Genomic DNA, 15,783 nt, shown 5'->3' on the forward strand with positions numbered 1-15,783 from the left:
ACCTTTTCATCTTTTATTTAATGTCATCTACACATTTAAAGAGTCGGTTCCAGCGTATTCCGCTAAATCCTTTATGGTCGGGCGAATGCGACCACCATATAAATATCGGCTTACCAACAATGTGATCTTCGGGCACGAAACCCCAATAGCGAGAGTCAGCAGAGTTATGTCGGTTGTCGCCCATCATCCAATAGTAATCCATTTTGAACGTATATCGATCCGTCTTTTTACCATTGATGTAGATCGAATGCCCTTTCACATCCAATTGATTATGCTCATACACGCGTATCGGACGCTCATATAGCGGCAGATTACGCATGGTTAGCTTCACAGTCTGTCCTTTTTTAGGAATCCAAATGGGGCCGTAATTATCGCAAGTCCATCCTGTCACGCTGTTAAGTGGATAGAGGCGCTCGGCCGAAGTATCCATATTGAGCTTCACTTCGGCCACAATATCCTTGCGCGCACGCAATACTTTCGCGGCCGACTCGGTGAGAGGCATACTGCCGGTTTGATTGAGACTCATGATGTCTTCTGTCGTTATGCCCAATTGTTCGATCAGATTCTCGGGCAGACTCTGCTTCAATTTCACGAAATAAGAATACTGAACGTTGTCCGGTTCCTTGTTAGGCTTGCCGTCAAGATAAACGATTCGGTTTCTGATCTGCAATGTTTGGCCTGGCAATCCCACACAACGCTTCACGTAATTCTCACGTCGATCGGTGGGCCGAGATATGATATCGCCATACTCGCGGGGGTTATCCGCAATGTAGTTGCGCCCTAATGCATAGATGTTTGCAAAGTAATGGCGCTGCGCATCAAGGCTAAGCGTATCCGGATTTATTGCAGGATGCTGCTGTGAATAGAGTTGACTGCCAAACGAATAGACCATTTGATAATAGTCACTGGCTTGCCATTGCGGATCGTTGACAAGCGTATCGCCGGCCGGGAAATTGAAAACCACGATGTCATTGAGCTTCACGTGTCCCAAACCTTTCACTCGTCGATAGTCCCAATGTGGCCAATCGAGATACGATTTCATATTGATCAGTGGCATGGTGTGCTGTGTGAGCGGCATTGTGAGCGGTGTCTCGGGAATCCGCGGGCCATAACTCATCTTGCTTACAAATAGATAATCGCCTGTGAGTAACGACTTTTCGAGCGATGACGAGGGTATGACGTAGTTCTGGAAGAAGTAAAGATTGATGAAATAAACGGCCACCAACGCGAAAACCAACGCATCTACCCAACTCATGATGAAGCGAACTGGCCGCTCAGCATCCTTCCACCATTGCCAGTGAATGCGCTTGGTGATGTACACATCATATATAAACGGTACCACAAGAAGCCCCCACCAACTTCCAACCCAATACAGGAAGAGCAGGTAAAGCACCAGCACGCAGACGAATTTGGTCCATTGCACTTTGGGATTGAGCTTAGCTCTCTCTTTGTCTATCATTTTTTCAACTATTTATTCGTTGTTAAAGGGAATTCGATAAGAACGGAAACAGATCACTCGTGGTGAGTAATCCCGAGTGTGTTGCCGTGTATTCGGCCGCCAAGACAGCTCCGAGTGCAAACCCTTTACGATTGTGTGCATCGTGCGTCAGCGTAATCCGGTCGGCCTCACTGTCGTAAACCACCGTGTGAATACCCGCCACTTCGCCTCTTCGGAAACTCTCGACGGGGATCGCATCAGCATCGGCCGCATTGCTTCCCGACACCGTTCCGTCGGCCGCATGCAGTTCGCCTTTTACCCATTGGTGCTTGCGATCGAGTTGGTCGATGATGTCTTCGGCCAACGTAATCGCTGTCCCGGAAGGTGCATCGAGTTTATGCACGTGATGCGTCTCCTCAATTCGCACGTCATATTGCGGAAATTGATTCATCAACCGCGCCACATAGCGATTCAGAGCAGTAAAAATTGCTACGCCGATCGAGAAATTCGAGGCCCAAAACAGTGTCTGACCATCCTCCGTACACAATCGTTTCACCTCCTCGCCGTGTTCTTTCATCCACCCCGTAGAGCCGCTCACCACCTTCACATGGTGCTTGAAAGCCCGCAGGTAATTGCCGAAAGCTGCCTGAGGCGTCGTAAATTCGATGGCCACATCGGCCGAAGCGAAAGCCTCACTATCAAAATCCTGCTGGTTATCGACATCGATAATGCACACGATTTCATGTCCGCGGCTACGTGCTGTCTGCTCGATCATCCGCCCCATCTTGCCATATCCGATTAGTGCTAACTTCATTTCAAACGTTTTAAAACCTTGCAAAGTTACTGATTTTTGGTAGAATACGCAAGGTGGCAATTCATAATTCCATTCTAATTAACGGTTGGTTGTGCTGCAACTAATGGTTAGTCAGCGCACGATTAACCGTTAGTTAGCGTGCGATTAAGCATGAATTAAAATCCGCCTCATGTCTAACCTCTTAACGTAGAGGGTTGAAACAGCTGTTGACTATCAATTATCAACCATCGACTTAATTTCTATTACTATATTATATAAAGGAGAGTTGCACACTAAAATGTTAAAAGTGGGGGTGCGAAGGGGCAATTTATAAAATCTTTTTTGAATTCTCTTGGTCGATACCTCATTTTTATTTAATTTTGTGACCGATAAATTAAGATTGATCAATAATATCTTTTGACAGATATCCGATATGAAAATAGATCCGCAGAGTCATGACTCTGCACGATCATATCCTAACTATGGAAAGAAGATCGAGGCCAACAGTCGTCCTATTTTGACAGTGGCGACAAGCATTCGCGTGCTATTTGAATCTCAAAAAAACAATGACTAAAACCTTTTAAATGTATAAAAAATAACACAGTTAAACAGCAATCGTATGAAAAGATTTTGTTTATTCATCTTCGGCTTGCTCGTAACGACAGCACTCATGGCCCAAAACTGGGCAGTCAGTGGCGTTGTTAGAGATGCCGAAACAGGTGAACCGCTGGTCGGAGCCACCATTATCGAAGTGGGAACCAGCAACGGAACAGTCACCGATGTGGATGGGAATTTCTCCCTAAAACTGACGAAACAGGCGACACAAGTGCGCTTTTCGTATCTCGGTTACACGGATCAGACCTTGCAGGCAAAAGCCGGACAGTCGATGACTGTGCGACTCAAACCGCTCGCTCACGAGTTGGGAGAAACGGTCGTTATCGGTTATAGCGGAACGATCATTCGTTCGAAGCTCACCAATTCGATCTCAAAGGTAAAGAATGAGTCGCTTACCACGGGTATGTTTTCAAATCCGGCACAGGCGCTCAGTGGTACAGTTGCCGGCCTTCGAGTGATTCAAAACTCGGGTGATCCGAATGCTTCGCCTACCATTGTGTTGCGAGGTGGAACCGATTACAATGGATCGGGTACGCCGTTGATTGTTGTCGACGGTATGATTCGCGGCAGCATGAACGATATCAATCCCAATGACATTGAGTCGATGGAGGTGATGAAGGATGCAGGAGCTACTGCTATTTACGGTTCGCGAGCCAATAATGGTGTGATTTTAATCACGACTAAAAAGGGAAAAAGTGGTGAAGGAAAAATCAATTTCAACTCAAAACTGTCGTGGAACCACTTCAACAATCCTTATAAATTCTGTGATTCGCGTGATTATCTTTACTATGAACGTCGCTCCTATTTATATGCCCAGCAAAAGGGAACAGCCAATTTAAACTCGCTCAGCGGTAATCAACCTTATGGAACAGGCAATGATTACAATGCCGATGGTAATAAGAGTTCGGCTGGTTTGTGGGGAGTCTATCTCAAAGAGAATCTCAGTGAAGACCTGTATAATAAGTTGTTGGGTGAAGGTTGGGAAACAATGATCGATCCGGTAACGGGTAAAGAACTCGTGTTCATCAACAACCACATGGAGGATTTCAATATCAAAACACCGAGTTTTTCACAAGATTACAACCTGAGTTACAGTGGTGGAAACGATAGTGGACACTATTACGCTGGCTTGGGATACAATAGGAGCGAGGGAAACGCAATCAATAACTTCAATCGAAGATTGTCGGCGTTGCTCAATGTAGACTATAAAATCAAACCGTGGATGACTTCGTTGTCTAACTTCAACTTCTCAACGACCAAGTATCGGGGTATCTCTCCGTTCACGGGTGAGGCCAATTACTTCTCTCGTAACTTCTCTTATCCACCCACATTCCGTGCTTATAATGCAAACGGTGAATTGCTTTTGGGTAAGAACTCGGGTGATGGTAATCAACAGTTCTTGGCTAGTGCATGGGACAATGATTACAGTCGGCAGAAGTTTACATTCTCTCAGGATTTCCGAATCACACCGATCAAGGATCTGACTATTGATTTCAAAGGCGACTGGTTTTATGAATATTATACCTATGAGTCGTTTTACCACACGTATCTCAGCTCTCCGGGAAGATATAATACAGCGCATAACTCATATGCACAACACGAAAGGCAGCTTACACAAACATACAATATTCTGTTGAACTACAACAAGAGTTTTGGCAATCACAGCCTTTCAGCCTTGGCAGGATGGGAGTATTTCCATCAAAAGTACTTGGAAATAGAAGCCAGCGGACATAATCCGAACAACAATTACTTTAAAGATCTCCAATACACTATTACTGATGAAGGTGCTCGAAGCATTGATTCGGATCATGCAAAATTCATTACCGAATCTTACTTTGCACGTCTCAATTACGACTATGAGGCTAAATATTTGGCCAGCTTTACGCTTCGTCGCGACGGTATTTCAAAGCTCAGCAAAGACAACCGATGGGGAACTTTCCCCGGAATGTCACTTGGATGGGTGTTTACTAAAGAAGACTTCATGTCGCGTTTACCGTGGTTGAGCTTCGGAAAACTGCGTGCTTCATTCGGACGTAATGGTAATGTAAACAAAGATTGGGTTGGAAACTACACCATTCAGGGTGCTTATGGACAGAGTATTTACAATGGTGACCTGGCGTTTTCACTCAGTTCATTGCCCAACTACTACTTAACGTGGGAGACATCGCGTACCTTTGAACTTGGCCTTGACCTCGGATTCCTCGATAACAAAATACAAGCCAACTTCACATGGTATGATCGTCGCACATCGAATAAGTATGCCAACATCACGGTTCCGGCATCTTCGGGATGGACAAGTCATACCTCCAACAACGGAACATTGCAAAACCGAGGTGTTGAATTGGAGTTAAATTACCACGTATTGAATACCGGCGACTGGCGTGTTGACCTCGGATTCAACATCGCCAGCAATATGAACAAGATCCTGAAGCTGCCTACCAACGGTCGTGAAAAGAATCGCCAAGGCGGCTTCGAAGTGTATACCGGCAATGGAACAGAGAAGAAATGGGTCGGCGGTTGGGCCGAAGGCGAACGTCCCGGAGACTTATATGTATTCCAGGCAGAGGGTATTTACAAGTCATACGATGAAATTCCGGGCAACCTTTTGGATAAAACCACATCCGAAAATGGTGGTAGCAACAAGATCCTTTACGGCCCGACGGCTTACAAAAACGAAGGAAAAGCCAATGGAGGATTGGCTATCATGCCCGGCGATGTTAAATGGAAAGACGTCAACGGAGATGGAGTCATCGACAACTATGATATGGTGAAAGTGGGAAATACCACTCCCAAATGGACGGGCGGCTTCAACTTGTCGGCTTCTTGGAAAGGACTCACGCTCTCGGCACGCCTTGACTACGCTCTCGGATTCAAGACTTACGACTCTCGGACATCGTGGATCATGGGTAATATGCAGGGTACTTACAACACGCTTACCAATGTAAAGGACACTTGGTCACCTGAAAATCCCAATGCAAAATATCCTATTTATATTTGGGCCGACCAATTAAATGCTCGTAACTATGACCGAACCAGCTCGATATTTGCCTATAATGGCGATTATCTTTCATTCAGAGAGCTTACTCTCTCGTATGATTTGCCCAAGTCATTGCTTACTCCGCTGCGCATCGAAGCAATGCGATTGTCTGTCACTGGGCAGAATTTGGGCTACTTATGCGAGGCTCCTTACTTCTATTCTCCTGAGGTTTCGAACAACAACGGAGGATATCCGCTGCCACGGATGTTGGTTCTCGGTTTGAATGTGACATTCTGATGACCAGCCAGAAACCTATCTATCGAAATGAATTATCAAATCAATGAGATAACAATGAAACGTATCAATATATTCATCAGCCTCTTGGCACTGGGCTTTCTGACCGCTTTTACCAGCTGTGAATCGCTTGATCAGACGCCCGAAGATTATTTTACTAACAATGCTTTTTGGAAAGATGCAACGCAGGTAGACGGTTATATGACCGGGCTTCATAGCTGGTTGCGCAGTAGTTATTCAACGCTTTTCTCGATGGGAGAACTTCGTGGTGGTCTGCTTGGCGACGGAGATGATGGCACCGGAACATCGGTATTCAATGAATCGATGACCGCCCAAACCATCATTAAGCAAGATTTGCGTGCCGACAATGCTTATTTCAGTACGTGGAATGGACTTTATGCTAATATCGTACGCGTCAATTTGGCCATTAATAAGATACCAGAGCTTACTTTCCTAAGCGATGCCTATAAGAATTTTTATCTTGGACAGGCTTACGGAATACGTGCTTTTTACTATTATTTGCTATATGCGACATGGGGCGGAGTGCCTTTGGTGACCGACGCTCAGATCCTCAACGGTGAGATTTCAGCCGCTACACTCTCGCGGCCTCGCGCCAAAGCCTCTGAGATCATGGCACTGATCAAGAAGGATCTCGATGCTTCCGAAAAGGCATTTGTCGCTTATGGAGGCGAAACTTATGGCGATCAGTATAATTGGAGCTTGTATGCCACCTTGCTGTTAAAGGCCGAAGTTTATACGTTTGCAGCTAATGTGACTGTCGGCGATCAGCAAGCTACGGGCACAGCAGACCTCCAAACAGCCAAGACTGCATTGCAAACCATTATCAATAGTGGGAAGTTTGAGTTGAAAGACGACTTTTATCAAGCTTTCCGCAGCGACTACAAGAATAAGAACAAAGAACTGATCTTCTCTGTTCCATTCAATAAGACCGATGTCGTTTATATGCCTGTCATTAGTCAATGTCTTGCTCAGGGCAACTACTTTACGGCAGCTTACGATCTCAATGACCAAAAGTTATCGCTCAAGAATAATGATAAGTACGGTACGAATACGTTTGTCGATGGAATCGTTCGCTATCAATATAAGGAAACGTTTTGGCGTTCGTTCGACGTAACCGACACTCGTCGTGACTTCACTTTCTTCGCAGTGAAAAATAGCAAAACATCAGCTGCAACGGGAAGTAACTTTGGTGTGCTCATGAAAAAGTTTGCCGGGACTTATTATCCCGATGAAGGCAGACATCGTTTGGATTCCGACGGCCCGGTGTTTAGATATGCCGAGGTTTTGCTTTTGATGGCAGAAGTGGAGAATGATTTAGGCAATGACCCCTCGACTTACATCAATCAGATTCGCAAACGCGCGTATGGCACAGGATATCCGGTATATACGAATCAGTCGCAATACCAAAACACACTGGCCATTTTAAGCGAGTTGGACAAAGAGTTTGTATTTGAAGGCAAGCGTTGGTTTGCTCTGCTGCGCATGAAGAACGCTGCAGGTAAGTCGCTCGTATTTGAACCGGCTGTCAATTATCCGTTCATTCCCGGGACCAATCGCACTCCGATACTCCCCGAAAGCGAGTCATACAAAATGCTGTGGCCTGTTTCCGTGGGTACGATGACAAACGATCCAGCTATCACGCAGACACCAGGCTATAAATAATAACCGGTCAATCGACTGACAGTGAACCATTGATGTGCCCGTGCTTTCTCTTCGACAGGAGAATGCGCGGGTATTTTTGCTTTTTTCGTTAGCAAGTATTTGGCCATGTTTTCATTTGCACTTGTCAATCAATGAGTTGTGCCCCTCATTCCCTATCACTGTTAATCAGCGGGCAATTGACGGTGAATTGGACTCCAACTAACCGTGAATCGCAGCGCGATTGACGGTTTATGAGTTGATCCATGCAATGTATTCTCTGTTTCTATGAAAACAATTCGCGCAGCACAGAGAGCGATTTGAGTTCGGGAAAAGCGGGCAAATGCAGGCGATAATAGGTGATGATGAGTTCCAAACAACGGTTGCGCTCAATGCGCGACATAGCAAAGAGATGCATCGTTTCATAGTTCATCCGCATCAGCAGACAGATTTTGGCGGCCTCATCGGGACGCAGAAAGTCGGCGTGCAACGGAGCTTCGGGGGTGAAATTACTGTTGCGGAGATCGAAGAAATCACCTTCGCAATAGTCGTCAAGATTAGGATAGAAACCCAGGAAACGCGTCAGTCGCATCATGAACACCAAATGAAAATTGGAAAACGATCGTTGTGCGCCGTCCAACCAGGCCAGGCTCGTCGTCACATAGTTGAACAGCGGCAGATCGGCTTGCTCGCTTCGGGTGGCATGATAGAGAAATTCGGCCAGGAAAAGCGATATTGACAGCTTATAGGGATCGAACGGAATGGAAGCGAAAGGCATCACAATGGTTTCCTCTTTGATGTGTTGCAAACGCGAACGTTGTCGGTAATCGAATGTGATTTCCACGACCGTCATCGGTTGGAAAAACGACTTTCGCAGGCGGGATCGGGCCGATTTGGGCAGCCGACAAATAAAAGACAGTCGGCCGAATTGCTCGGTGAGGAAGTCAACCACCCTTTGCGATTCGCCGTATTTGATGGCGTTGAGAACGATGGCACGCGTTTTGATTTGCATTGGTGTTATCAATTAAAATTCAATGAGTTACAAACGGGTTTGCGAGAGGCCGTTAAACGGCGTGCGAATTACCGTCAGTGAGCGTGCGTTTAACGGTGTTTGGCACCGCGCTTAACGATCACTTGCAGATCACAAAAATACGAAAAATCAATAGACTAATGAAAAAATGTGGTTGAAAATTTGGCTGAATCAATAAAATACCGTACCTTTGCAGCCGCAAAACAAGCAGGTTTCGGTCCCTTCGTCTATCGGTTAGGACGAGAGATTTTCATTCTCTAAAGAGGAGTTCGACTCTCCTAGGGACTACTTAACAATAAAAACAGAAAACGAAGATGGCAAATCACAAATCAGCACTGAAACGAATTCGTCAGACGAAAACGAGGACATTGCACAACAAATATTACGCAAAGACAATGCGTAATGCCGTTCGCAAGCTCCGCGCCATTACGAATAAAGAAGAAGCCGTGAAGCTTTATCCTGTGGTTCAGAAGATGTTGGACAAACTTGCTAAGACCAATATCATCCATAAGAATAAGGCTGCCAACTTGAAATCAAGCCTCTGCTTGCATATCAGCAAGCTGGGATAAAGCGGGCGTTCTCGGTTAATATATCTGAGGTCACATCCTTTCGGGGATGCGGCCTTTATTTGTTTATTCCTGTTATGACATGAAACGGCGGTCGGACAGGCGGTTGTTTTATGCAATTTTTGCAGCATAAGATTGCCGTATTCGGCAGTTTTTTCGTATCTTTGCAAAGTATATTTTTTCCCAAAACGAAAATGGCAGAAAAACAAAACAACGAGAATAATTACTCGGCCAGTAACATTCAGGTACTCGAAGGACTTGAAGCGGTTCGCAAAAGACCCGCAATGTATATCGGCGATATCAGCGAAAAGGGACTCCATCACTTGGTCAATGAGACCGTAGACAACTCGATCGACGAAGCAATGGCGGGCTATTGCACCGACATTGAGGTTACAATCAATGAGGATAACTCCATTACCGTGCAAGACAATGGCCGTGGAATACCCGTGGATGAGCACGAGAAGCTGCACAAATCAGCCTTGGAAGTAGTGATGACGGTGCTCCACGCCGGCGGAAAATTTGATAAAGGGTCTTACAAAGTCAGTGGAGGGCTCCACGGAGTAGGCGTCAGTTGCGTCAATGCACTATCCTCTCGGATGTTGTCTCAGGTGTTCCGCGACGGCAAGATCTATCAACAGGAATACGAACAGGGTCGACCGTTGTACCCGGTAAAAGTTATCGGCGAGACGACTCTGCGCGGAACACGCCAGCAGTTTTGGCCGGATCCGACGATATTCACCACGACTGTCTATAAATGGGACATCATTGCGAGCCGTATGCGAGAGCTTGCTTACCTCAATGCAGGTATCAGAATCACGCTGAAAGACCTGCGCCCGGACGATGAAGGCAAGACAAAGACCGAGGTTTTTCACGCCAAGGATGGTCTGAAAGAGTTCGTTCGCTATGTCGATCGGCACCGTACGCACCTCTTCGATGATGTCATTTACTTGAAGACTGAAAAGCAAAGCATCCCCTTTGAGGTTGCCATTATGTACAATACAGACTATTCCGAGAATATCCATTCATATGTCAACAACATCAATACGATTGAAGGCGGTACACATCTCACAGGTTTCCGCATCGCATTGACACGTACTTTGAAAGCATATGCAGATGCAGATCCGATTATTTCGAAGCAAATCGAGAAGGCAAAGATAGAGATTGCGGGCGAGGATTTCCGTGAAGGACTCACGGCTGTGATATCAATTAAGGTGGCGGAACCGCAGTTCGAGGGACAGACCAAGACCAAGTTGGGCAACAGCGAAGTGGCAGGCGCCGTGCAACAAGCCGTCGGTGAGGCGCTTACTTATTATTTGGAGGAGCATCCGAAAGAAGCAAAACAGATCTGCGACAAGGTAATTCTCGCAGCCACTGCACGTATCGCGGCTCGCAAGGCACGCGAAAGCGTACAACGAAAGAACCCGATGTCGGGCGGAGGATTGCCCGGTAAGCTGGCCGATTGCTCCAACAAAGACCCCAAAGCGTGTGAAATCTTCCTCGTAGAGGGTGACTCTGCGGGTGGATCCGCTAAGCAAGGACGAGACCGTTACACACAAGCCATCCTGCCATTAAAGGGTAAAATCCTCAACGTTGAGAAGGTTCAGTGGCACAAAGTGTTTGAAGCGGAGTCGGTAATGAATATCATTCAAAGCATAGGTGTACGTTTCGGAGTCGACGGTGAGGGCGACCGCGAGGCCAATATCGATAAACTAAGATACGATAAGATTATTATTATGACCGATGCCGACGTCGATGGATCGCACATCGACACGCTGATTATGACGCTGTTTTATCGTTTTATGCCTAAGGTTATTCAAGACGGACACCTCTATATAGCTACTCCGCCGCTCTATCTCTGCACCTATCGTAATAAGGTTAAAGAATACTGCTACACCGATCAGCAGCGACAAGCGTTCTTAGATAAGTACGGCGAGGGCGTAGAAGACGGTAAGAACATCCACACCCAGCGCTATAAAGGACTCGGAGAGATGAACCCCGAGCAGCTGTGGGAGACCACAATGGATCCTAAAACACGATTATTGAAACAAGTAAATATAGAGAATGCCGCTGAAGCTGATGAGATTTTCTCGATGCTAATGGGTGATGATGTAGAGCCGCGACGTGAGTTTATCGAGGCAAACGCAACCTATGCGAACATCGATGCATAACCGTTTGTGGCAAGCTGCCCACCGCACTCTATGATAAAGCGGCGAGCTACTCTCTCTCCAGAGTAGCTCGCCGTATTTCATTTTGCGAGGTGCCTCGTTAACTTGTCTACTTCTTCACCACCTCAAACGACATGCCTTTGAGGCGTTTTTTGAGGGAGACGCCCGGCGTGAAGATAATACGGGGCCTGATGTCTTTCGTGTTGAAGTCTTTAGCGGTGGCGGCGCCCTTGCTCGAGAGCGAAATGCGAAGCGTGCCAAACTCGCCCATCTGGATGCTGAAACCATCGATCAGCGCCGGCGGCAAGCAGTCGACAAAGTTGGCCAACACGTTCAGGATATCGCCGCGCGTGAGCGACGATCGCCCTGCTATCTCGTCGGCAATCTCTACTAATGTCTTCGTGCCCAGATTCACGGCGTTGCCATACCATTTTACTTGCGCTTTGTTTTGCGGATTCTTCCGCTTTACTAAGTTAACTTTCATCGTCATTTTATATGTTTGTAAGTAATTGATTCTCAATATATCGGGAAGCCGAAAAATTACATACGGTTGGAAGAAAATTTCTTCCCGCATAGAAATTTATTTTCTTCCGGGAGAAAATTTTGCCGCAACCGTATGTAAATTCCTGACCAACCGTATCATTAAAATATGATATATTTTTAATAAGCAGCGAAAGAACGGACTTCATATAAATAATTCCGGCTCCCTGAAGACCATGATAAAATCGTGCGATCGATATTAACCGTACCACCATCGTATCCGCCGTATTCGCTCTGACATTCTGTACTTGTCCATTCAAGATATTGGAATGTATCGCCTCCTACTTGTGTTAATGCTGTATAGAATAAATTCCCATACCACTCATAACTTTTCGCCTGAGTAACAGTAGTTCTATCACCAAAGCCTAAGGGGAAAATATATGTATAGTCATAATGAGAGGGGAGATACCATTGCAGTGCTGGTGTGCCTGTGTAGGTTACCTCGGGATCATAATAAGCAGCTGTTACAAAAGATGTGAATATGAAAGGTTTATTGGCTTTTATTCCATAACCGCTCGCAGTAGTGCTCGGATTCCAAGTATCGTCTCTCCCACTTGTGGCAGAACCATTTAAAGCATCAGATAAGTTAGCAACTGTGCGTGTGGTGAGTTTATTATGATAGTAAATAAGATCTGTGGCACACCAAGTTGATCGTCCTGCTGTTTTTAAAGCCATAGCCATGCGTTTCCCTTTATCTAAAACAATGGCAATTGGTGTTTTGGTTCCGCCACCGTAAGTAGTTTCGCGGAAGAAACCGGTAGTACCATCACTCATCAGATAAGTGTAATTAGGCTTCATCTTTATTTTAATGGTATAAGAGCCGTTAGCCTCTAGTTGTTTGCTAGTGGTACTTAGTTTTGCAATATTCATGTCGAATGGTTTCCAAAAGATGGTACCGCTAAGGTTGTTTAGCTTCAGGTTAGCTATGTCCATACCCGGCAAAAAATAAAAATACGGAGCCGGTGAGGTGTAACTGTAATACTTCCCATGGTCAGAAGCTGTGTATTTTGGTTCTGTGCTAGCCGATGAATTATTAGTTGTAGCTGGCATAGTAGCTGTGGCAGTCGGAGTATAAGTGTCCATCGTCGGATCGTAAGATACGTTTTGTGCAACAGTAGCACCGATAGATTCGATAGTAGAAGTCAGAGCAGGCATATCTTTCTGTGCTACAACCTTCGTTTGTATTCGGCAGCCGGCGTGTTTCGATGAGAGATTGATAGGTTGATCGACCGTTGTAAGCGTGATTTGTTGCCGGCCAATGCGAGCATCTTTAGCATTGGCTAAAGCAATCTCTAAGTTGTTACCGTTAGGCGTTACCTTATCATTGAAGCAGATAAACGTGTAGGTTCGATTTTTTCCTAGCATCATGTATGTATTATAGCCGGCATCGGGGGTAAAACCTGTGCTGGTAAATGTTCCTTTGAGTTCGCCTTGCAGTGCACCGTTGTGGTAGGCACGAATCGTGTAATGCACAGGGCCGGTAACACTACGTGTTGTAGCTTGCTTTTCGGCAGGTGCATTCTCGATAGATACTTCAGCTTCGCAGTCGCCTGTATCGATGATTTGAGGTTTTGTTGTTGTTTTCGAGCGCGTTAGTTCAGTGTCGGCACCGAATCCCTCTTCGGTGATAGTGAAGCGTACGCCTTGTGTTTCTTCTCTTTGTTCGTTGTTATTATCGTCGTTGGTGCTACAGCTTGCTGTCAATAACAGCAGGGCTGCGCTAAGAAATATATACTTTTTCATGTTGTTGTCTATTTACTTACTACTTTTTACTACTCTGTTTCAAACTCTCCTGCGTCAATATCGCCTTTATCATCCCAATCGTCTTCTTCAAAACCGGGAGCGCTCGGCGTTACTTTTGGGCTACCGCAGATAAATGTTTCTGTCGCCAACTCTATGATGGCGCATTCGGGCTTCTCGTAGCCCACTAAACTCTCTTTTCTGTTCATTGTTTTCTTTATATTTTTGGGTAAATATTGTGCGTTATCTTGCTCTTGCCAGAGTTGGTAAAAGAGCATGAAAAAGCGAACAAAGGGAATGTTTATTACGCCCTTTGTCTTTAATAAATCTCCCCTTTTTACTGGGGAAAATCTACGCTCTACGCGCGCGCGTATGCGAAGACTTAAAATAATGTTACGCCAGGTGCGATGTGTGTGTGTGTGTTAAGACTTTTTCTGAGATGGCCAAATATAAAACGTTAAAAGATGCAGAGAATTTGGAGATTCTCCGCAAGCCTTTGCCACTCTGATATGTCATTGCTAAATGGTTCACGGCGGCAAAGGTAGATAAAAGTTTTTAACCGGCCAAGCTTTTGTGCAAAAAAGTTTTTGTAGGAAGCTCTGTTTTTCCGTATCTTTGTAGCCACAAAAAAAAGCAAAACCAATGAATGTAAAGATCGAAGAGTCGTGGCGACAGCACATCGGAGCCGAATTCGATAAGCCGTATTTTGCTCAACTGACAGCGTTTGTGCGTCAAGAATACACGCATTACACCTGCTTCCCACCTGGGAATAAGGTGTTTAATGCGTTCGATCTATGCCCTTTCGACCGCGTAAAAGTGGTTATCATCGGGCAAGATCCTTATCACGAGCCGGGCCAAGCGCATGGACTCAGCTTCTCGGTCAATGCCGGTGTGCCTTTCCCTCCATCCTTAGTGAACATCTTTAAAGAGATCGAGATGGATTTGGGGACACCTATGCCTCCATCGGGCGACCTCACCCGCTGGGCTGAACAAGGCGTTTTGCTGCTCAATGCAACGCTTACCGTGCGGGCTCATCAGGCCGGAAGTCACCAGCGAAAAGGCTGGGAAGAATTCACCGATGCCGCCATTCGAGCTTTGAATGCTGATCGCGAGCATTTGGTTTTTATTCTTTGGGGCGGCTATGCACGGTCAAAAGTCGCGCTGATCGACAGTTCGCGTCACCTTATTTTACAGTCAGTCCATCCCTCGCCTTTATCTGCCAATCGAGGCGGATGGTTCGGCAATCATCATTTCTCGCAGTGCAATGCCTATTTGCAGCAGCATGGCGAGCAACCCATTCACTGGTAAATGATAGACAAACAGATCATGCCAATCATCCAAGTGGGCAACGTACTCCTTTCGTCCGACATCCTGACAGAGCGCTTCTGTTGCGATTTAGAGGCCTGCAAAGGCATCTGCTGCGTCGAAGGAGATGCCGGCGCACCAGTCACATTAGATGAAATCAGCAGTATTGAAGACGCGCTCGACACTGTTTGGAACGATCTCTCGGCCTCGGCTCAGGCCGTTTTAGACAAGCAGGGAGTAGCTTACACCGATCGCGAAGGCGATTTGGTGACAAGCATTGTTGGCGGAAAAGACTGTGTGTTTACGTGTTATGCCGACGGAGTTTGTCTCTGTGCCTTAGAGAAAAGCTACCGGACGGGTGCAACGAAGTTCTGCAAACCTATCTCGTGTGCCCTCTATCCGATTCGCGAAAAACGATTCGATGGCGGTCTGATCGGCCTCAATTATCATCGTTGGACCGTTTGCCGGGATGCCGTTAAAAAAGGTCGGGCGTTGGATCTGCCGTTATACAAGTTTCTGAAAGCCCCGCTTATCCGTCGCTTTGGTGCGGAATGGTATCGCGAATTGTGCGAAGTGGCCAAGGAATTGGGTAATTAAGAATTGAGATTCTCCGACTTGTCAACTCATACATAATGGACATTTGGTGGGCTGAAAGCTTTCA

At 46.1% G+C, this 15,783-nt stretch carries 12 protein-coding genes and 1 tRNA gene; 7 read left to right on the forward strand and 6 right to left on the reverse strand.

What is annotated here, in order from left to right:
• Window positions 1–13 precede the first annotated feature (13 nt).
• Window positions 14–1,459 (reverse strand): signal peptidase I, encoded by a 1,446-nt coding sequence (gene lepB / locus JCM12259_RS03150; RefSeq protein ID WP_025065381.1) that lies wholly within the window; start codon window positions 1,457–1,459, stop codon window positions 14–16.
• Between the two features lie 22 nt (window positions 1,460–1,481).
• Complete coding sequence (dapB, locus tag JCM12259_RS03155) at window positions 1,482–2,252, reverse strand: 4-hydroxy-tetrahydrodipicolinate reductase (RefSeq protein ID WP_025065382.1); 771 nt, start codon at window positions 2,250–2,252, stop codon at window positions 1,482–1,484.
• Window positions 2,253–2,850: 598 nt separating this feature from the next.
• Between dapB and JCM12259_RS03160 the strand changes: the two genes are divergently transcribed.
• Both JCM12259_RS03160 and JCM12259_RS03165 read left to right on the forward strand, forming a co-directional pair.
• Window positions 2,851–6,120 (forward strand): SusC/RagA family TonB-linked outer membrane protein, encoded by a 3,270-nt coding sequence (locus JCM12259_RS03160; protein WP_025065383.1) that lies wholly within the window; start codon window positions 2,851–2,853, stop codon window positions 6,118–6,120.
• A 54-nt stretch (window positions 6,121–6,174) separates the two neighbouring features.
• Window positions 6,175–7,800, forward strand: coding sequence for a RagB/SusD family nutrient uptake outer membrane protein (locus tag JCM12259_RS03165; RefSeq protein ID WP_025065384.1), 1,626 nt, complete (start codon window positions 6,175–6,177; stop codon window positions 7,798–7,800).
• A 262-nt stretch (window positions 7,801–8,062) separates the two neighbouring features.
• Here the strand turns inward: JCM12259_RS03165 and recO are convergent, their stop codons facing one another.
• Window positions 8,063–8,788: a DNA repair protein RecO gene (gene recO, locus JCM12259_RS03170; RefSeq protein ID WP_025065385.1), complete on the reverse strand. Its 726-nt coding sequence runs from the start codon at window positions 8,786–8,788 to the stop codon at window positions 8,063–8,065.
• A gap of 234 nt (window positions 8,789–9,022) precedes the next feature.
• Here recO and JCM12259_RS16460 point away from each other — a divergent pair.
• The 3 genes from JCM12259_RS16460 (at window position 9,023) to gyrB (ending at window position 11,540) form a co-directional block, all read left to right on the forward strand.
• Window positions 9,023–9,094 (forward strand) — tRNA-Glu (locus JCM12259_RS16460).
• Window positions 9,095–9,120: 26 nt separating this feature from the next.
• Window positions 9,121–9,375: a 30S ribosomal protein S20 gene (rpsT, locus tag JCM12259_RS03175; protein ID WP_025065386.1), complete on the forward strand. Its 255-nt coding sequence runs from the start codon at window positions 9,121–9,123 to the stop codon at window positions 9,373–9,375.
• Between the two features lie 191 nt (window positions 9,376–9,566).
• Entirely contained in the window at window positions 9,567–11,540 is a 1,974-nt protein-coding gene (gene gyrB, locus JCM12259_RS03180; RefSeq protein WP_025065387.1) for a DNA topoisomerase (ATP-hydrolyzing) subunit B, read from the forward strand.
• 106 nt (window positions 11,541–11,646) lie between these two features.
• Here the strand turns inward: gyrB and JCM12259_RS13565 are convergent, their stop codons facing one another.
• The 3 genes from JCM12259_RS13565 to JCM12259_RS13570 form a co-directional block, all read right to left on the reverse strand.
• Entirely contained in the window at window positions 11,647–12,021 is a 375-nt protein-coding gene (locus tag JCM12259_RS13565) for an HU family DNA-binding protein (protein ID WP_036888478.1), read from the reverse strand.
• A gap of 176 nt (window positions 12,022–12,197) precedes the next feature.
• Window positions 12,198–13,781 (reverse strand): hypothetical protein, encoded by a 1,584-nt coding sequence (locus tag JCM12259_RS03190; protein WP_051559132.1) that lies wholly within the window; start codon window positions 13,779–13,781, stop codon window positions 12,198–12,200.
• A 68-nt stretch (window positions 13,782–13,849) separates the two neighbouring features.
• Window positions 13,850–14,026, reverse strand: a complete 177-nt coding sequence (locus JCM12259_RS13570) for a fatty-acid--CoA ligase (RefSeq protein WP_148299562.1) — start codon at window positions 14,024–14,026, stop codon at window positions 13,850–13,852.
• A 433-nt stretch (window positions 14,027–14,459) separates the two neighbouring features.
• Between JCM12259_RS13570 and ung the strand changes: the two genes are divergently transcribed.
• Entirely contained in the window at window positions 14,460–15,125 is a 666-nt protein-coding gene (gene ung, locus JCM12259_RS03205; RefSeq protein WP_025065390.1) for a uracil-DNA glycosylase, read from the forward strand.
• Window positions 15,126–15,719, forward strand: coding sequence for a DUF3109 family protein (locus JCM12259_RS03210; protein WP_036888460.1), 594 nt, complete (start codon window positions 15,126–15,128; stop codon window positions 15,717–15,719).
• Window positions 15,720–15,783 lie beyond the last annotated feature (64 nt).

Source organism: Hoylesella enoeca JCM 12259, assembly GCF_000613405.1.
Classification (GTDB): Bacteria; Bacteroidota; Bacteroidia; order Bacteroidales; family Bacteroidaceae; genus Prevotella; species Prevotella enoeca.